Raw genomic sequence first — 17,789 nt, 5'->3', positions numbered from 1 at the left:
TGTGCATATAGAAACACTTTTGTAAAAAGGGAGATACATTTTTATGATAGAGATCCCGTAAAAGAAGCTGATTGTCGATTATGGCAGTCAGCTTTATTTTTTGCATTGATATGCACGCAATGACTACATTAAAATGAGGGTAGATAAATACACGCATTGACTACATTGATGGAGGTAGCCTATGAAGAAAGATATTTATGATGTAGAAGGCATTCAGATTGAAGTTGAAAGAACTGACAAGGATGACAAAGAGGCTGAGCGTCGTAGGACAGCTTACATGTTTAAAGTAATCAGGGAACAGTCCGGTATGAATCGTACAGAATTTGCCAAGTGGCTTGGAGTTCCTTATAGAACTATGCAGGAGTGGGAGCTTGGACGTAGACAGATGCCTGACTATGTACTTCGTTTGATTGCCTATAAGGTAGCAAATGAAAAGCGTGAGGGGAGGATCTGACATGAGTAGAGCATTAGTAAAAAACCTATTGGCACCGATAATTCTTCCAACAGAAGCAATTTTCCCTATGCCGGTATTACTGATATCGACTTACAACGAGGACGGCAGTGTAGATGTTATGAATGCTGCCTGGGGAACTATGCTTGCGCGAGACAGAGTAGCGCTCAATCTGACGGAGAGCCACAAGACGGTTCAGAATATCAAGGAAAGAAAAGGTTTCGTCGTACATATCGCAGATGCAAAGCATGTCGTAGAGGCTGATTTCTTTGGAATTGCAAGTGGTAACAACATGAAGGACAAGTTTGAAAAGAGCGGACTTACTACAGTCAAGTCTGACCTTGTAGATGCTCCAATCATCAATGAGCTTCCTATCGCCATGGAGTGTGAGTTTATCGAATATCAGAGTGACGAGACAGGAATGGGAGTTATCGGAAAAGTCGTAAAAACCTCTATTGAGGAAGCAAATATGTCTGGAGACAAGGTTAATATAGATTCTCTTGAAGCTATCGCCTTTGATCCTTACACACATGGTTATTATAAGGTGTCCGGAAGAGTCGGAGAGGCTTTTTCAGATGGAAAGAAGCTCTTTTGATGGACAACAATTTACAATAATGAAAAAGCTGAGGGCTCAACCTTCAGCTTTTTCTATTTCTTTAATATATTCAAAGCCGAAAAGTTCAATCTGATCCAAGACCTTCCTGAATTTTTCGCCCATTTCGCTAAGACTATATTCAACTCTGGGAGGAACTTCGGCATATACCTTTCTGGTTATCAGTTTGTCATTTTCCAATTGTCTTAACTGTCTGGTCAGCATAGCTCTGGTGATGTCCGGAATATTCCTTTCAAGTTCGTTAAAACGTTGTGTTCCTGTACTAAGCTGAAAGAGTATAACTATGGCCCACTTACCTTGAAGGACTCTTTGAGTTGTGGCATAAGGACATTGACCGTAAATGCTTTTCATTAAAATTTTCTCCTTGTATTTCCGCAATAGTATCAAAAATGTGACTATGTATTATAAATGTTCGTACTTGTTTGAAATTGCCTAAGGGATAAAATGATGATACAGCAAACAAAAACAAATATCAAATACATGGAGGAAAACAAAAATGTCAAATTTCAAAAAAGTAAACGTAACAGAGGCTCCTAGAACAGAACTTCATGATGCTCTTGGTTTAACGGGAGCAGAGATAAGTATCAATCATCTTCCTGCAGGAGCAGGTGTTCCCTTTGTACACTCACATAAAAATAATGAGGAAATCTATCTTATTCTTTCCGGAAAGGGTAAGGCTGTAATTGATGGAGAGGATGTTGAAATCGCTAAAGGTGATGTGGTTAGAATTTCACCTGAAGGAAAGAGACAGTTTCTTGCTGCGGAAGATTCAGAGTTAAGCTATGCATGTATCCAGGTCAAGGCAGGTTCAATTGGTGGATTCACTGCAGAGGATGCAGTGATGTACTGATCCTCAAAAGACACCAGCTTTTTCCATAACCATGGACGAGACTACGAACAGCCGACCGCCGTTCCAATGCTTACTGAAGCTTATAATCTTCCAGCAAAGAAAGTAATTCATATAGTAGGACCAATTGTTCAGTACAAACTTACTCCTGAATTGGAAAAGGATTTGGAGAACTGCTATAGAAACACTTTGGATATGTGTGCTGAAAATAGCTTGAAGAGCGTTGCTTTTTGCTGTATTTCAACAGGAGTATTTCATTTTCCTAACAAAAAAGCAGCTGAGATTGCCGTTGCGACTGTATCAGAATGGCTCAGTGATAATCTTGGTAAGGTAGAAAGGGTGATATTCAATGTTTTCAAAGATGAAGATAAGGCCATTTATGAAAAACTTATATGATGATATGCCTAATGGTTATCAGGAAACTATAGAGAAAGGGCGCTGCATGTCCGGTGGACATGCGTTTAGCGCGGACCGGAACGGAGTGGAGACATGAATGCTGTGAGATACTTTACTACAAGCATGTCCTATGGTAAGGGAAGCAAAGAAGAGCAAATAAAAAGGCTTTTGCATGAAATCAAGGAAGCAGAAGCAATTGTCATTGGAGCAGGAGCGGGACTATCAACATCTGCTGGCTTAACATATAGCGGCAAGCGTTTTGAAAAATACTTCTATGACTTTGCAAAAAGATTTGGAATAAGAGATATGTATTCAGGTGGTTTCTATCCGTTTCCGAGCGAAGAAATACGCTGGGCCTGGTGGGCAAGACATATTTATTTTAACAGATATATTGATGCTCCAAAGCCAGTGTATAGGGATATTCTTAAGATGGTTTCCGATAAGGACTATTTTGTGATTACCACAAATGTAGATCACCAGTTTCAAAGAGCAGGGTTTGACAAGAAAAGACTGTTCTATACTCAGGGTGATTATGGTTTGTTTCAGAGCGTGAATCCTGCTATTCAGAAAACCTTTGATAATGAAGAGTGGGTAATGAAAGCTATGGAAGCACAAGGCTTTGTAAGAGATGATCAGGGAGTATTTCAGGTACCGATTGATGGTTAGCTACTGATGGAAATTCCTTCTGAGCTGATTCCAAAGTGTCCTGATGACGGCTCTGATATGACTATGAATTTGAGAGCTGATGATTCTTTTGTCGAGGATGGAGGATGGCATAGGGCATCTGCGGCATATTCTGATTTTATTCGTAGACATGAGAATCTTCATGTTCTTTATCTTGAGCTGGGAGTAGGAGCTAATACGCCCGTAATAATAAAGTATCCGTTCTGGCAGATGACATTGGCAAATGAGAAAGCGGTATATGCCTGCTTAAATTATGGTGAATCATTCTGCCCAGAGGAAATTGCAGATAGAAGTATATGCATTGATGGTGATATAGGAGAAGTATTTGAAACGCAGATTTCTTAAATGTCTGCAAAATGTCCGCATAATGTCTGCAAAATGTCCGCTTGCTGTCTGTTTTCAGGCGTTTTTGAGTGTGTTATATTTACAATGGACAAAGAAATGAGGAAAACAAAAAGCACCTCACTTCCGAGTCCATTTCTTTTGCAAAAGAATAAAGGCATATTGAGCGTCAGCTCATGAGAATTAAAACTCATGGGTCTGGCGCTTTTCTTATGTCAGTAACCAGCCAGCGGATGACGATCCAAGGCTAAGCGCAAACAGAAAGGGAGTTTGACACCTGTAACGTTACAGGTTATCGATAAAGAAAATGGAGGATTGGTTATTTCGGTCTGATAGCACCGGTGCTAATCTTTGCTCAGCACTATTGTTTTTTAATTTAGCACCACCGATCTGCAGCTAAGCCCCACGAAGGGGTATGTTATACTTAATAATGCAAACAGACATTATCTTGCGGTTGAATTAGTGGGGATGAAAAGTGTAACTACACGTCGAATGCCACAAAGCAAATAAGGTCAAGTAGCATAAATTGCCATTCAGGCAATAACTACGCGAAAAATGGTCAAACAGGGATTTCTCGCGTAGGAAATGACCACCTAAAAGCAATCGACTACGTGAAAATTGCTTAGGAATAGATAAGACTCGTAGGAAAGAGCTAATACGAAGGCAGAAACTACTTGATAAATACTAAAACCCAGGCAGGGACAAGTAGAAAAGACAATATTGCTGCTAAATCCTACGCGAAAATAGTCGAAAGTAAGTATTTTTCAAGTAATAACGACCTTCCGGGAATGTTTCCCAGAAGAGTTATAGATGGAAATAATATCGCAATATATTTTCCTAAAAACAAAGTGGTGTTATTGCGTGAACAGATGGTGCTCAATTGAGAATTGGGTGGGCTCACAGTCCGAAATATTCAGGATTACGGATGAGCTACGAAAACGCAAAAAAGAGCTATGCTGCAATTGGTGTTGATACCGATGCTGCGATAGAGAAACTTAAAAAGGTGCAGATTGCGCTGCACTGCTGGCAGGGGGATGATGTCAGAGGTTTTGACACTGATCCCGAAAAGCCCCTTACAGGCGGAATTCAGACAACGGGCAATTACCCCGGAAGAGCCGGAACCCCTGAGGAACTGATGGCTGACATTGATGAAGTATTAAAGCTTATCTCTGGAAAGGCCAAGCTTAACCTTCACGCCAGCTACGCCATTTTTGACGAGGAGAACGGAGGATGGGTAGACAGGGATAAGCTTGAGCCTAAGCACTTCAAAAAGTGGGTGGATTTTTGCAAGCAGAGAAACCTTGGCTGTGACTTTAATCCCACTTTCTTTTCCCATCCCAAATGCGATCCACTGACTTTGTCTTCACCGGATGAAGAGACAAGAAAGTTCTGGATAGAGCATGGCAAGGCCTGCATTCGCATTTCCTCATATCTTGCTAAGGAGCTTGGGGAAAACTGTGTCATGAACAGCCCTGGATGGTTCCCGGGGGAAAAGAGATTGCTGTTGCCACCAGCAGACTGATGGAAGACTACGATGTTGCAATCTGGGCTCATCACGGAATGTTCGCCGCAGGAGAGGATTTCGATCTAACCTTCGGTCTTATGCATACCGTGGAAAAATCTGCAGAGATACTGGTTAAGACCCTCTCAATGACAGGGACCAAGAGACAGACCATCACCACCGACAATTTAAGACAGCTGGCAAAAGACTTTGGCGTTACACTGCCGGAGAAGTTCCTGTAAGGCCTTTTACCTGTTCCTACTGGATGCAGACTCCTTTCGATAAGCGGAAGGAGTCATTTTTGTGTGCTTTTTAAACTGGCGGATATAGTGCTCCGTGGTGTCATATCCAACAGCTTCAGCTATGGTGGCAACACTCATGGTAGAGTTGGCAAGAAGATCCTGACTCCGCTCTATTCGCACGGTCCTGAGGATCTCGGTGTAGGTCATTCCCGTAAGCTCTTTTATCAGTCTTGAGGTGTACTCGTTGGAATAATGGAATTTCTCGGAGAGGTCCGAGAGAGTTACCTCCTTGTAATTCTCCTGAATATACTGGATAAGAGCATATCGCTGTACATCTATACGGCTGTCAAACAGCGGCATCTGAACAGATTCCGAGTAGTTTCTTATTATCAGATAAAAATCAAGAAGCAGGGTATTTGTGATGGCCTGGTAGTGGTATTCCTGCCTGTTGAGGGATTCTGTCAGCATCCAGATAAAGGAAGTAGCTATACCATCATCGGAGCCTGTATGGAACATGATGTAGTCGTTGGCCTTCTTGGCATATATATTGTTCAGGAAAAAAGAGCTGAGTATATTCGGGGTGTTCAGGAAGGAATAGAACATGGAATGTAAAGTATCCCTTCTAAGCATTATGTTTATGACTATGGTGTCGTCAAACACGCTGATGGAATGTTTGATCCCGGGAGGAATAACGCAAAAATCTCCCGTACGCATCTCTATGGTTCTTCCGGAGATGGTCTGGGAGCACTTGCCGTCATAGACGTAGCTCAGCTCAAAAAAGGTATGACTGTGCTCAATGGCCGGTGAATACCTCTCATGTTTTTGTACCACTATACTGTCATTATTTGACAGATCGAAAAAGAAGGAATCTTCGAATACCTCTGGTATTGTCTCGGGCTTTTCCAGAACCAGAAGGTGTCTGTCTAGAACAAACTTCATATCAAGACCATTAAGAAAAGCCTTCAGGCTGTCTTTGTCCATCCTGGCAAAATAGTAGTCTCTGTAAAATTTCTCAACTTCGGTAATGTCGTATATGTGCTGCTTTACCGCTGTATGATCCATATCCTTAAGTCCCTTATATATCTGAAATGAACGTCTGATTAAAACAGCTAAATAATACCCCTAATGAAGGAAAATGTCAAAAAAGTTCATATTAGTATCAGAAAAAGTATATTTACATCATATTAAGTAAATAAAATTGAGCGATTATGTGAATTATGTAAAAGCCATTTACTCAATATAATGAATCCATAAACAAGCAATGTCTCAGACAGAAAGGATTCATTGGTTATGAATACTCCGATTCTGGAAATGAAAAACATAACAAAAAAATTCGGAAGTGTGACTGCTCTAAACGGAGTAAACCTTGAGGTTTACCCTGGAGAGATAAGAGGTCTCATAGGTGAGAACGGTTCGGGCAAATCCACCATATCATCCATCGCGGCGGGAATGCAGAAGGCAACCTCGGGACAGATGTTGTATGAAGGAAAGGCCTGGGAGCCCGAGAGCATGATCGATGCTCTGAACAAAGGTATAGGAATGGTGGTCCAGGAGAGCGGAACTATAACGGGGATCACCGTTGCGGAAAATATTTTTCTGGCAGAGATGAAGAAGTTTAAGAAGGGGCTTCTTGTGGATAGAAAAAGACTCTTTGAGGAAGCGGACAGAGCCCTTTCCAATATAGGAATAACCTCCATTTCCGGAAGGGATATGATGGACAGCCTTTCCTTCCAGGAGAGGAAGCTGGTGGAAATCGCAAAGGTCATACTTAAAAAGCCCAGGATCCTGGTGATAGATGAAACCAGCACGGCACTATCTCATGACGGAAGACAGATCATGTACGGCATCATGAAAAAGATGAAGGAAGAGGGCGGATCAGTAATTTTTATCTCCCATGATCTGGAGGAAATAATGGAGGTCTGCGACACTCTGACAGTCCTTAGAGACGGTAATCTTATAAGGACCTTCGCTAAAGAGGAATTTGATGAAGATCTTATAAGGACCAGCATGATAGGAAGAGAGATAGATGGTGATTACTACAGACCGGACTTTAACTGCAGCTTCCTTGATGAAGAAGCCATTGTGGTAAAGAATCTGTGTTTTAATGACAAGCTTAAGGATGTGTCTCTGACACTTCACCGGGGAGAGATCCTGGGAATTGGAGGACTTGCGGACTGCGGGATGCATGAGCTTGGAGAGGCTATATTCGGAGCGCTTAAACCCGAGAGCGGAGCTGTCATATCCCCAAGAGGAAGGCAGATAAAGTCTCCCCACAACGCAATGACTGACAAGATAGGCTATGTATCCAAGGACAGAGACAGAAAATCCCTTTGTCTTGAGGCCAGCATCAAGGACAATATCGCAGTTGCGGGAATGAACATATTCAAATCCGGGGCGGGACTAATAACCAGGTCCGCGGAAAGGAAATATGTAGACGAGCAGATAGATGCCCTGAGGATCAAATGCTCGGGGAGAGATCAGGTAGTAGCACAGCTCTCCGGCGGCAACAAGCAAAAGGTAGTCTTTGGAAAATGGATAGGTTGTGGCAGTGAGATCCTGATACTGGATTGTCCCACGAGAGGTGTGGACATCGGTGTCAAACAGGCAATGTATCAGCTTATGACAAAGCTTAAGAGCGAAGGAAAAGCTATTCTCATGATAAGCGAAGAACTTCCTGAACTCATTGGGATGAGCGACAGGGTCCTTATTATGAAGAACGGTGAAATAACAGGAGAATTTAAGCGAAGTAAAGATCTGTCCGAGAGCGACATCATAGGATGCATGATCTAGGAGGCAAAAGAAATGAATATAAAGAAAAATATAAACAGGCAGAATATCATAGCTCTTTTGCCCCTGGCGGCGCTGGCGGTGCTCTTTTTGGTCTTCTGCACCGTGGTGAATGCAAAGGGTTACAGACTTGATATGTATCTGAAGATTGTGTTCAATGAGGCGCTGGTTCTGGCGATCGTAGCGACGGGAGCAACTTTCATCTATACCCTTGGAACCTTTGATATCAGTCTTGGCGCTTCCACGCTGTTTTCGGCAACTCTCGGAGTAATGGTCTACAACAAAACAGAGAATATAGCGCTGATGATGGCGGTGATACTCCTTACGGGAATTGTGTGTTCGCTGCTTAATTCTGTACTGGCCTCAATCTTCCACATACCGGCCTTTGTAACCACGGTCGCGATGATGTCAGTACTGTCAGCAGTATCAGCTCAGATAATTACGGTGAACGGAGGAGCGCTGGGCGGGATAAACATTCCCAGCAGCGTAGTAAAGCCCTTTGACAATATGCCCTTCAAGATAGCGGTTCTTTTGCTGTTCTTTGCAGTCTCGGTCTTTGTATTCGAGTTCACAAAGGCAGGAAGAAGGATGAAGTTTGTGGGAGGGAATCCCCTCTGCGCCTATCTTACAGGCATCAAAGCCGACAAGTATACGATACTGGCTTTTGTGATGGCAGGTATCGGTATAGGGCTCGGAGCATTCCTTACTCTTGTATATACCCCTTCGGTCACTACGACAACGGCTTCAAGTATAGGAATGAATATCTTTATAGCCATAGTATTTGGTGGAATGCCCATATCTGGAGGCGCAAGATCCAGGATATACGCCGCACTGGTTGGAGGCTTCTCATATATGCTGCTTAACGACATTTTGGAGATTGTGATAGATTCCAGTGCAGCATACGGAATAACACAGGTGATCAGCGCAGTTTTCTTCCTGATAGTGGTGTATATCACAGGAATGAATTACAAAACCGCACTATTGCCTAGATAAAGAACTTTAGAAAAACGGAGGAAAAATTATGAACAGGAAAGTAACAAAGGTACTCGGAATTGCCATGGCAGCAGCCATGACCGTAATGACAGGATGTGGCAGCAGCGCACCTGCTGCGGTTTCAGACACAACAGATAACAGCACTGATAATGCGGTTGCAAGTGAAGCTTCCGCAGATCAGGGTGAAACTCGTAAGATTGGTGTACTTGTTGCAGACGTCAGCGGCGAGGAAGCACTTGGATTTAGAAACTACTACGAGAAATATATTCAGAACAACTATAACGTAACCTTTGATTATACAGATGCTCTTGCCAGCGCTGAGGATGAGAAGGCAGCCATCGAGAAGTTTGCATCAAAGGGATATGACGCTGTTATCTCACTTTCAAGCAGTGACAGAGCTCAGCAGATTGAGACCTGCGAAGAGTATGGTATCTACTATGCAGTTGCATCCGGCGTACTTGATGAGAGTCAGTATGAGACCTACAAGACCTATGAGCATTTTGTAGGCCAGGTTGGACCTTCAAACGAGACAGAGTTTGAAGCCGGCAAGGAGATGGGCAAGTATTTTAAGGATAAGGGCGTAAAGAGCGTTGCCATCTACGGAGCGTTTATCCCCAATCCTATGCACGTATACCGCGCAGCAGGTGTGATCGCCGGACTTGGTGATACCTACGGCGGAACAGATGATATGAACGGTATGATCGGACAGATATTCCAGGATCAGGGTGTTGACCTTACAAAGATTTCTGGAGATGTTGAGGTGGTAGCTTACCTTCAGGGATATGGCGACACAACCACCGACGAGCTCAATGCAGCGATCCAGAAAGCACCTGAGGCATTTATCTCAGTGGGAATGGCAACAACCTTCTTTGCCCAGACACTTAGTCAGGAGAACATTCCTTTTTCAGATATCGACTCCTTTACAGCCATGAACAGCGAATCAATGAAGAATGGCTCTCTTGAGTATCTTGCTGGCAAATATTCATCTTCCATCGGACCTGTATTCGCACTTGTAATGGATGCGATTGACGGAAATATTATTAGAGATCCCGAGGGAAATGCTGTCTCCTTTACACAGGGCTATCTTGTGGCAACAGACGCAGAATCCTTTGACAAGTACTATGTAAACGACAACGGAGATACACCTATTTTTGACAAGGCAAGTCTTGATGGCATTATCGGTCAGGACGTTACCTATGATGATGTAAAGGCACTTATCGAGAGTAAGTGATGAATGGAGGCAGTTCATGAGCACCCTTAAGAAAATTTTAAAGACATTGGCAATCCCTGCTGCTGTGGCAGTGGTATTGGAAGGAATATGCCTTGCAAACGGGCAGACTATCATATCGGGAGCAAAGAGCTTTGATAACTTTGTGGTGTATACCGCCATCGTTATGATCACCACCATGGCGCTCTCCATAAACTTAAACAGCGGAAGATTTGATTTTTCCCTGGGAGCAATGGCAGGACTCTCATCTGTGATAGGTGCAAAGATTACCTACAGTTTTCTCAAAGGGGGATACGGTTCTGCACTTCTTATGATGGTGATAACGGTTCTTGTGGGAGCACTGCTGGGACTTATATCGGGAGTCGTGTACTGCGCTTTGAGGCTACCGCCCATCATCGTCTCTCTTGGTGTGACCCTGGTATATGAGGGAATAATGTATACCATAACAGGCGGAAAATACCTTATGAGTGAGGTTCAGAACAGATCCATGGCAGGATTTATGGGGACCTGGGTCTACGCAGCCGTTATCATTGCGTCGGTTCTTATCTTTATAATCATTGTCTTTGAGCGGACCTCCTTCGGCTATGATTACAACGCCCTTAAGTCAGGACAGAAGGTAGCTGTAGCCACCGGCATCAATGAGGCTAAAAACGCCCTTATCTGCTACACGATCTGCGGCGGACTCATGGGACTTGTGGGTATGCTGAATGCCGCAAGAAATACCACTATAAACGGAGGTCAACTGAATTTCGGAAGTATAGCCATAATGTTCACGGCCTTCCTTCCAATGTTCATTGCAGGCTATATCGGAAGATTCGGAAATGAGAAGGTGGGCTTTTTACTTTCTGCTCTGTGTATGTCCCTTCTGAATTCCACCTTTGCGGTTTTCTCAAACCAGATAAATGCCACGACTCAGTCGATCATAAACGCAGTACTGCTGGTGATCTTCTTAATCTATTTAAACAATAATCATTTGATCAAGAGAATATTTGCACATGTATAACGAGAAATTATTAGGGGAAGCGACAGCTCTTTTCCCTGAAATAAAGAAAAATAAGATAAACGAATGTAAGTGTATCGACTTAATGAAGGATGGGGATGTCATAAAAAGAGATCCCCGTCCGGCATATAGGTCTATCGCACTGAAAAAAGACGACTCCATCATCCTGGATTTTGAGGACCACTATGTGGGGTACCTGACCCTGGATCTTGGCTATGAAGGGGCTCACCCCGACTCTCCGGTACTTCTGAGGATCCGTTTTGCGGAAAGAGAGATCGAGCTTTTTGAGGATGCCTCAGAGTATAAGGGCTGGGTATCACCGGCCTGGATCGAGGAGGAGCTGATCCATGTGGACATAGTGCCCTCTGTTGTGGAACTTGACAGGAGATACTCCTTCAGATACGTCAGGATAGAGGTGGTCGATATCAGCTCCAGATTCTCCTTAAGGGTAAATGATGCAGCAATCACAGCAGTATCCTCTGCCCCGGATGAAGCTCTTTTGCCCTACTACAGCAGTGATGAGCTGGACATGGAAATTGACAGGGTGGCTGTAAAAACACTCCATGACTGTATGCAGACAGTCTTTGAGGATGGGCCCAAAAGGGACAGAAGACTATGGATCGGAGACCTTCGAATTCAGGCTCTGGTGAACTATGTCACCTACAACATGAATGACATGGTAAAGTCAAATCTTTATCTGTTTGGAGCTTTAACCCAGGAGGACGGACGGGTGGGAGCATGTATATTCCTTGAGCCGAAACCTGAGGTCGATGACACGAACATGTTTGACTATTCCCTGTTCTTTATCGTGATTCTTCTGGATTACTACAAAAAGACCGGGGATAAAAAAGCTGTGCTGGATCTTTTTGATGTATGCAAAAGACAGATTGAGCTGGCTAGGCAATGCTTGGATGAGCGCTTTGTGGTAAGGGACTCGGATGTTCTTGGCTGGTGCTTTGTGGACTGGAATCTTGCCCTCAATAAGCAGGCCTCCGCGCAGGGAATTTTCATGTATGCTCTTGAGGCGGCTATCGAGCTTGCCCAGTGCGCAGGAGATGTTCTTGCGGAAGAGGAATATGCGCAGCTTTACCTCAAGCTCAAAGAAGCTTCCAACAGATTCCTTTTTGATGTTGAGAAGAAGCTCTATGTAAGCGGAGCAAAAAGTCAGATCTCTTTTGCCTCGCAGATATGGATGGTGCTTGGAGGAGCAATGGAAGGTAAGGCAGCAGAACGCCTCTTTGACAGAATGGAGGCCTGCCCTGAAGCGATTACCATGGTGACTCCCTACATGTACCATAACTACATAGATGCACTTATTAAAATTGGAAAAAAAGATGTGGCTCACAGGAAAATGTCAAAGTACTGGGGAGGGATGGTGGCAAATTCCGCCGATACCTTCTGGGAACTGTATAATCCGGAAAATCCCAACGAGTCGCCCTACGGGGGCACCATTGTGAACAGCTACTGCCATGCATGGAGTTGCGGACCGGCATATTTTTTGAGAACCTATTTTAATGATACAAAGGATGAACTGTAAATGAGCATAAAGTATGAAAGAAGACAGCGCAAGAAGCTTGAAGAGAAAATAAGTAACTAATGATTTTAGAATATATTTATTGGTTCTTTAGGTTGGATTAAGTTAACTCGTCTATAATGAGACTGTAAGTTGAGAACAGGGCACGTTTTGATCCAGTGAATATGCTTACTGCGAATGGTAGCTCACAATATAAAATACTCCAAAACTTTTATGATGAACAGGAACAAATATATGGAGGATTTTTATAATGTTCAAGAAATTAGCAACTATTTTGACAACCTGTGCGATAACCGTATCTGCAGTAGCTTGTGGAAGCCAGGCTCAGCAGGTAGACAGTATCCAGACCGATTCATCGGAAAGTACAGAGGAAGAAAGTGCTTCTTCTGAAGAGGTAAAAGAAGAAGCTTCAGATTCTGCTGCAGAAACTGAAACAACTACAGATACCGGTTCTGCTGTAGAGCTGGGACTTGTCAGTAACACACTTGCTGAAGATGAAGAGAGTCTAGTGGAAACATATACAGATCTTTTTGATCAGCTCACCTATACTGATGAAGAAACAGGTCTTTCTATTACATATAATCTGTACCTGCCTGAAGGATATGATGAAAATTCAGAATACCCCATGGTTGTGTTCATAGGTGATTCGACAACTACAGGAACCGATGCGGAGTATTCGCTTACACAGGGGCTTGGCGGCCTTGTATGGGCGACCTCAGAGTGGCAGTCAGTATATCCGACCATAGTAGCTGTACCAACATATCCTGAAACAATTCTTGATGACCATGATGGATATAGTACAACAGAATATGTTGAGCTCACCAAGAGATTTATTGATTATATGTCAGATGAGTACGCAGTAGATACTGATAGAATCTATGGAACAGGTCAGTCCATGGGATGCATGACGACACTCATACTTGCATCGGAATACCCGGATTTATATGCTGCGTGTATGTTTGTTGATGGTCAGTGGGATACGGAACTTCTTTCAAATCTGGAGGGGCAGACCTTAGTTTATTTTGCAGCTGAAGATGATACAAGTGCATGGACCGGAGCGCAGGACCTTATGGCCAGATATGACGCAGATGGCGTCACCTACACATATGCACAATGGGACGGAACATGGTCGGCAGATGAGCTTTCATCAGCTGCATCAGAATTACTCAGTGGAGAAGCTACAGGAGCATACTTCATATCCTGGAAAACAGGAACTATTGATGCAGGAACAGGCAATTCACCCATGGGCGGTGGAGATGGCAGCTTTGGCGAAAGAGGAAACGGCGGGCAGATGAGTCCTTCTGAAGAAGGAGGCCTTTCAAATCCCGAGGCTGCTACAGACGCTTCTTCAGATGTAAGTGAAGATAAGCCGGCAATGGAAATGACCGGCGAGAAGCCTCAAGGAATGATGGGCGGAAATGGTGGAGGCGCCGGAGGCGGAGCTTCATACCATATGGCTTCATTCGACTACGCCTATAACTGTATAGCAGTTATGGAATGGCTATTTCAGCAGTAACAGATCATAAGATTTTAATGTGAATCATTACAAAATTACAGCAGCTATGGAGAAATCTGTAGCTGCTTTTATTTAAGTAAGGTAAATTGTGATATCATTTTAGTATGAGTCTACAGGTGTTAGGAGAGCTTTGCTATGAACAAGAATGAGAGCAAGTATTTTAAGTCTGCGGAAAAAATGCATACAGCGTTACTGACACTTCTTGACAGTAAAGATTTTGAACTCATTTCTGTTAAGGAGATATGTGAAACTGCTGGCGTAAACAGATCCACCTTTTATCTTCACTATGATAATGTAAATGATCTTCTGCAGGAAACTGTGGAGGCTGTGTATAAAGATTTTTTTAGGCGCTTTGGTGCTGTGGGGCCGGGAGCACTTGATGTTGATGAAAAAAATGAGGATGAGCTATTTCTTGTAACACCCAAGTATCTGATGCCATATCTGGATTTTGTGGAAGAGAATCGCAAGCTCTTTTACCTGATGTATGAAAAGAATGAGATGATGGGCGCTGAAAAGACCTATGAAACATGGTTTAAAACTATATTTGGCCCCATTCTTACAAGGTTTGGAGTTCCCCAAAAAGAACAGCCACTTATCATGGTCTTTTATCTTAAGGGCATTATCGGAGTTGTCACTGAGTGGGTACGAGGTGGATGCACCGAGTCAAAAGATGAGATCATAAGCGTCATACAGAAGTGTATCATCAAGCCATAAAGCAGTAAAAACACTATATCGAATTTACAAATCAACACTTTTTACAAAACGTGTCGGGACCTGTACTCCCGAAATCAACACATTTTGCAAAAAGTGTTGTTCTTTTTGTGTGCTCATTTTCCTATAATGACTTCAAGCTAAAAGCAAAGAGCAAAAAAACAAATTGAGAATAAGAAAGGAAAAGATAAATGAGCAAAACAAATAAGATGTATCTGGTAACAGGAGCAGCAGGATTTCTTGGAAGCACAATGTATCAAAGCTTGTTTCAGAGGAGAGCGGTTGCAAGCAGATGAAGTTCTTTTTACCAATATCAGTAGCAAACCTGATTGCCGGGGTACTTGAGAAAAAGGCTAAGAAGACTGGAAAAAAGCCTCTTATGACAACCTTCTCTGTTTACAACCTGGCAAGGAACAACCGCTTTGATTCAAGCAAGGCAAGTAAGGATCTGGGTTATACCACAAGGTCATATAGAGAGACCATACGTGACGAGATCAGATGGCTTAAAGAAACAGGAAAGATCGCATAAAAAGACATTGAAGAAAAGGAGAAAAATACTATGAACGATTTAGATAAGGTTTATGCAGAAAGCGTTGCAAAGGATTACATGCCAAAGGAAACCAATAAAGTAAGGCAGCTTAAAAAGCTCGATGAAAGAGCAAAGCTTCCGGCATTTATAACAGCCATGACACTTGGAATTATTGGGACTTTGATCTTTGGCGCAGGGATGTGCTTTGGACTTAGCGTCTTTGGAACAGGAGTAATTTTCATGGTCATCGGGGTGCTTCTTGGAATAGTAGGTGCTGCTGTCTGTATCATCAACTATCCTTTATACAATAAACTCCTTAAAAAGGGTAAGGAAAAATATGCCTTTGAGATTCTGGAACTTGCTAAAGAGATAACAAATGATGAAATACTAAGATCAGATAGGTGAGGAGGAGATGTGGCAGACAAGGAGCCTTGAGAAGGCACTGATGCGGTTTTTCTGAGCAAAGCAATATCCGTGCATAATTGGACTTAATAAGTGTAATAGGAGATGCAGCGCGACTTGATATGTAATATAGAGTCAGATACATGTGGGACTTATCTGTGATTTGGTAAGTCCCGATTATTTGGCAATCAGACCGACAATCTGTAGGCGAGGGGGTAACGCATGGAAAAGCAAATGAAAAGGTATGTGGCATTAAGCTATATTGTGTTCTGGTTTATGGTGCTGGGCTTGTGTGGGACCGCAAGTATGGTGTTTCACTGCTCACCGGTTGTAATGAGAGTTTTGTCAAATGTCTGTGCATGGGCACCTACAATTGTGCTGCTAATAGGTTTTAAGTATTTCTGTCCGGGACAAACAATAAGTGAGTTTTATAAAAAAGCCTTTGGCGGAAGGATCAACATAGTTACATTAGTGGTTTCAGCCATTATAACTCTTGGGGCGACTCTTATTACGGTGCTTTTGCTATCTTTGCATCAGGGCAGAGCATTTAGTGAATACTGGAGCTTTGGAGCATATCCATTTTGGGCATCATTTCTTTTTTCAATAACGACAGGACCTACAGGAGAGGAATCCGGATGGAGAGGGTATCTTCGCCCATATTTGAACGGAAAGTACAGCTTTTTTAAAGCATCTGTGATCCAGGGAGTTATATGGGCATTCTGGCATACAATACTATGGTTTGTTGATTCAGATTACATAGGGATCCAGATGATTCCATATATCCTATCCAATGTCATCGTAATGACCGGACTTTGTTTTATCATGAACTATTTCATGGAGAAAAACGACAATCTGATTTATGGCATAGTGATCCATTTCTGTTTTAATTTCCTGTACTGTTTCCTGCAGGTTGATATATGGTTCTACGCCATCTTGTCAGTAGTGTATATTTTGATAATTGCGCTCATATGTTTAAAAAAGAAAGCTGAGGTAGGTCATGATGAAAAACAATTTGATTGATAGCATGCTTGGGTGGGCAAATGATAAAATCGGAGAAACAAAATACGCTGGATGGCTTTTAAATAGAACAATTATGATTGTGTAGGAGGTCACTTTGAGCAAACGAACTATAACTAAAGAGGAACTAAAGTCGGCATTGCAAAAGCTTGGAATTGAAAAAGGAATGACTTTGGAAGTGCATTCTTCACTTAGCAGTTTTGGAGAACTTGAAGGTGGTGCAGAGACAGTCATAGATACATTAAAAGAACTGGTTACTGAAGAGGGCAGTATCTTTATGCCTGCACTCAGGCTGAGTAAAGAGTTGGATCTCTCAGAGGAAGATAAGAAGCTTGGGATTACTGTTAAGATAAAGATATTGGAGGCTGATGCTGAAAAAACAGCGATGGGTATTGTGGCTGATACTTTTAGAAAGCTTCCTGACACTTATACCGGAGCAGATACTATAAGTACATCCGGATGGGGTAAACATGGCAAGGAAGCTCTAAGTGGCGGCTTGGATTATCCGATTCATAATGGCGGGAAAGCTCTTTTACTGGGAGTTGATATTTACAAGCTTACGGCAATGCACTACGTGGAAGGAATAACCCCGGATGATATAAATGATATCTATACTCCGTCAGAAGAAATTTGTAAAATCTATCCGCCAGATAAGTGGATGATAGAAGCCGGGCACCCGCCGGTGAAGGCATGGTACAAGATACAGGATATGGCCTATGAAAAAAAACTTATAAAAGAAGCGTTTATCGGTCCTTGTAAGGTGATGTTTTTTGATATATGGTCAGTAGTTTCTTTATATGAAAAAGAATTAAAGCAGGATCCATATGGACTATGGGGGTTGCGGAGTACAGAATGAAAGCTCCGATATATTATTACATTAGATGTTATAAATGTACCGATGAGTTTGTGAAATGGCCCTGGGTTCTTAAGCACTTCTACAGCCACAAGTGGGCAAGGAATATTACAAGAGAAGAGATGGACTAAATAAATTCAAAA

18 protein-coding genes and 4 pseudogenes are annotated in these 17,789 nt (G+C 42.7%); 20 read left to right on the top strand and 2 right to left on the bottom strand.

Translation table 11 applies throughout. The features are described 5' to 3' along the window. The first annotated feature begins 181 nt into the window (after positions 1 to 181). Complete coding sequence (locus tag G601_RS27035) at positions 182 to 454, top strand: helix-turn-helix domain-containing protein (RefSeq protein ID WP_035791078.1); 273 nt, start codon at positions 182 to 184, stop codon at positions 452 to 454. A 1-nt stretch (position 455) separates the two neighbouring features. After that, positions 456 to 1,046, top strand: a complete 591-nt coding sequence (locus tag G601_RS0118880) for a flavin reductase family protein (RefSeq protein ID WP_051206054.1) — start codon at positions 456 to 458, stop codon at positions 1,044 to 1,046. A gap of 36 nt (positions 1,047 to 1,082) precedes the next feature. On the opposite strand, the gene G601_RS0118875 is transcribed toward G601_RS0118880, so the two are convergent. Next, positions 1,083 to 1,415, bottom strand: a complete 333-nt coding sequence (locus tag G601_RS0118875; protein ID WP_013282515.1) for a winged helix-turn-helix transcriptional regulator — start codon at positions 1,413 to 1,415, stop codon at positions 1,083 to 1,085. Between the two features lie 145 nt (positions 1,416 to 1,560). Between G601_RS0118875 and G601_RS0118870 the strand changes: the two genes are divergently transcribed. The 6 genes and pseudogenes from G601_RS0118870 to G601_RS25455 form a co-directional block, all read left to right on the top strand. Continuing rightward, a complete protein-coding gene (locus tag G601_RS0118870) occupies positions 1,561 to 1,914 on the top strand; it encodes a cupin domain-containing protein (protein WP_013282514.1) in 354 nt (117 codons plus the stop codon). A gap of 30 nt (positions 1,915 to 1,944) precedes the next feature. After that, positions 1,945 to 2,307 (top strand): annotated as a pseudogene (locus G601_RS24180) (macro domain-containing protein); the annotation flags it as partial. Between the two features lie 93 nt (positions 2,308 to 2,400). Then, positions 2,401 to 3,336, top strand: a pseudogene (locus tag G601_RS27385) (SIR2 family NAD-dependent protein deacylase). Between the two features lie 671 nt (positions 3,337 to 4,007). Next, positions 4,008 to 4,217 carry a hypothetical protein gene (locus G601_RS26675; RefSeq protein WP_026666262.1) on the top strand — a complete coding sequence of 70 codons (210 nt, stop codon included), beginning with the start codon at positions 4,008 to 4,010 and terminating at the stop codon, positions 4,215 to 4,217. Positions 4,218 to 4,258: 41 nt separating this feature from the next. After that, positions 4,259 to 4,801, top strand: a pseudogene (locus tag G601_RS24170) (L-rhamnose isomerase); the annotation flags it as partial. Positions 4,802 to 4,806: 5 nt separating this feature from the next. Further along, positions 4,807 to 5,076: pseudogene (locus G601_RS25455) on the top strand (class II aldolase/adducin family protein); the annotation flags it as partial. A gap of 6 nt (positions 5,077 to 5,082) precedes the next feature. On the opposite strand, the gene G601_RS0118835 reads toward G601_RS25455, so the two are convergent. Then, on the bottom strand, positions 5,083 to 6,138 hold the full coding sequence (locus tag G601_RS0118835) for an AraC family transcriptional regulator (protein WP_026493125.1): 1,056 nt from the start codon (positions 6,136 to 6,138) through the stop codon (positions 5,083 to 5,085). A gap of 249 nt (positions 6,139 to 6,387) precedes the next feature. Here G601_RS0118835 and G601_RS0118830 point away from each other — a divergent pair, with 249 nt between their 5' ends. The 12 genes from G601_RS0118830 (at position 6,388) to G601_RS27125 (ending at position 17,777) form a co-directional block, all read left to right on the top strand. Then, positions 6,388 to 7,866, top strand: coding sequence for a sugar ABC transporter ATP-binding protein (locus tag G601_RS0118830; RefSeq protein WP_242834454.1), 1,479 nt, complete (start codon positions 6,388 to 6,390; stop codon positions 7,864 to 7,866). A 12-nt stretch (positions 7,867 to 7,878) separates the two neighbouring features. Further along, a complete protein-coding gene (locus G601_RS0118825; RefSeq protein ID WP_026493127.1) occupies positions 7,879 to 8,856 on the top strand; it encodes an ABC transporter permease subunit in 978 nt (325 codons plus the stop codon). Positions 8,857 to 8,884: 28 nt separating this feature from the next. Beyond that, positions 8,885 to 10,087, top strand: a complete 1,203-nt coding sequence (locus tag G601_RS0118820) for a substrate-binding domain-containing protein (RefSeq protein WP_026666260.1) — start codon at positions 8,885 to 8,887, stop codon at positions 10,085 to 10,087. Positions 10,088 to 10,103: 16 nt separating this feature from the next. Further along, the gene (locus G601_RS0118815) at positions 10,104 to 11,087 is read left to right on the top strand and encodes an ABC transporter permease (protein WP_026666259.1); all 984 of its coding nucleotides are present in this window, start codon (positions 10,104 to 10,106) and stop codon (positions 11,085 to 11,087) included. Then, positions 11,080 to 12,621 carry an alpha-L-rhamnosidase-related protein gene (locus tag G601_RS0118810; RefSeq protein WP_051206051.1) on the top strand — a complete coding sequence of 514 codons (1,542 nt, stop codon included), beginning with the start codon at positions 11,080 to 11,082 and terminating at the stop codon, positions 12,619 to 12,621. Before G601_RS0118815 ends, G601_RS0118810 begins: the two co-directional genes overlap by 8 nt. Positions 12,622 to 12,868: 247 nt before the next feature. Then, on the top strand, positions 12,869 to 14,134 hold the full coding sequence (locus G601_RS25450; RefSeq protein WP_051206049.1) for an alpha/beta hydrolase-fold protein: 1,266 nt from the start codon (positions 12,869 to 12,871) through the stop codon (positions 14,132 to 14,134). A 135-nt stretch (positions 14,135 to 14,269) separates the two neighbouring features. Further along, complete coding sequence (locus G601_RS0118800; protein WP_026528406.1) at positions 14,270 to 14,848, top strand: TetR/AcrR family transcriptional regulator; 579 nt, start codon at positions 14,270 to 14,272, stop codon at positions 14,846 to 14,848. A 289-nt stretch (positions 14,849 to 15,137) separates the two neighbouring features. Further along, on the top strand, positions 15,138 to 15,374 hold the full coding sequence (locus G601_RS0118790; RefSeq protein ID WP_026666257.1) for a hypothetical protein: 237 nt from the start codon (positions 15,138 to 15,140) through the stop codon (positions 15,372 to 15,374). A gap of 30 nt (positions 15,375 to 15,404) precedes the next feature. Further along, positions 15,405 to 15,779, top strand: a complete 375-nt coding sequence (locus G601_RS0118785; RefSeq protein WP_026493133.1) for a dihydropteridine reductase — start codon at positions 15,405 to 15,407, stop codon at positions 15,777 to 15,779. A 219-nt stretch (positions 15,780 to 15,998) separates the two neighbouring features. Next, complete coding sequence (locus G601_RS0118780) at positions 15,999 to 16,796, top strand: CPBP family intramembrane glutamic endopeptidase (RefSeq protein ID WP_026493134.1); 798 nt, start codon at positions 15,999 to 16,001, stop codon at positions 16,794 to 16,796. Between the two features lie 94 nt (positions 16,797 to 16,890). Next, the gene (locus G601_RS0118770) at positions 16,891 to 17,649 is read left to right on the top strand and encodes an AAC(3) family N-acetyltransferase (protein ID WP_026666256.1); all 759 of its coding nucleotides are present in this window, start codon (positions 16,891 to 16,893) and stop codon (positions 17,647 to 17,649) included. Further along, on the top strand, positions 17,646 to 17,777 hold the full coding sequence (locus G601_RS27125) for a hypothetical protein (protein WP_255346225.1): 132 nt from the start codon (positions 17,646 to 17,648) through the stop codon (positions 17,775 to 17,777). Before G601_RS0118770 ends, G601_RS27125 begins: the two co-directional genes overlap by 4 nt. Positions 17,778 to 17,789 lie beyond the last annotated feature (12 nt).

It is taken from the genome of Butyrivibrio sp. FC2001 (genome assembly GCF_000424125.1).
Classification (GTDB): Bacteria; Bacillota; Clostridia; order Lachnospirales; family Lachnospiraceae; genus Butyrivibrio.
The sequence above is the reverse complement of the archived record's forward strand: the minus strand, read 5'-3'. Positions and strand labels throughout refer to the sequence as shown.

Coding starts and splice junctions, on each gene's coding strand:
- G601_RS0118810 (WP_051206051.1), top strand. CDS start 11,080: ATGTATAACGAGAAATTATTAGGGGAAGCGACAGCTCTTTTCCCTGAA.
- G601_RS0118875 (WP_013282515.1), bottom strand. CDS start 1,415: ATGAAAAGCATTTACGGTCAATGTCCTTATGCCACAACTCAAAGAGTC.
- G601_RS0118835 (WP_026493125.1), bottom strand. CDS start 6,138: ATGGATCATACAGCGGTAAAGCAGCACATATACGACATTACCGAAGTT.
- G601_RS0118820 (WP_026666260.1), top strand. CDS start 8,885: ATGAACAGGAAAGTAACAAAGGTACTCGGAATTGCCATGGCAGCAGCC.
- G601_RS0118800 (WP_026528406.1), top strand. CDS start 14,270: ATGAACAAGAATGAGAGCAAGTATTTTAAGTCTGCGGAAAAAATGCAT.
- G601_RS0118780 (WP_026493134.1), top strand. CDS start 15,999: ATGGAAAAGCAAATGAAAAGGTATGTGGCATTAAGCTATATTGTGTTC.
- G601_RS0118825 (WP_026493127.1), top strand. CDS start 7,879: ATGAATATAAAGAAAAATATAAACAGGCAGAATATCATAGCTCTTTTG.
- G601_RS25450 (WP_051206049.1), top strand. CDS start 12,869: ATGTTCAAGAAATTAGCAACTATTTTGACAACCTGTGCGATAACCGTA.
- G601_RS0118785 (WP_026493133.1), top strand. CDS start 15,405: ATGAACGATTTAGATAAGGTTTATGCAGAAAGCGTTGCAAAGGATTAC.
- G601_RS27125 (WP_255346225.1), top strand. CDS start 17,646: ATGAAAGCTCCGATATATTATTACATTAGATGTTATAAATGTACCGAT.
- G601_RS0118815 (WP_026666259.1), top strand. CDS start 10,104: ATGAGCACCCTTAAGAAAATTTTAAAGACATTGGCAATCCCTGCTGCT.
- G601_RS0118880 (WP_051206054.1), top strand. CDS start 456: ATGAGTAGAGCATTAGTAAAAAACCTATTGGCACCGATAATTCTTCCA.
- G601_RS0118870 (WP_013282514.1), top strand. CDS start 1,561: ATGTCAAATTTCAAAAAAGTAAACGTAACAGAGGCTCCTAGAACAGAA.
- G601_RS0118830 (WP_242834454.1), top strand. CDS start 6,388: ATGAAAAACATAACAAAAAAATTCGGAAGTGTGACTGCTCTAAACGGA.
- G601_RS0118790 (WP_026666257.1), top strand. CDS start 15,138: ATGAAGTTCTTTTTACCAATATCAGTAGCAAACCTGATTGCCGGGGTA.
- G601_RS27035 (WP_035791078.1), top strand. CDS start 182: ATGAAGAAAGATATTTATGATGTAGAAGGCATTCAGATTGAAGTTGAA.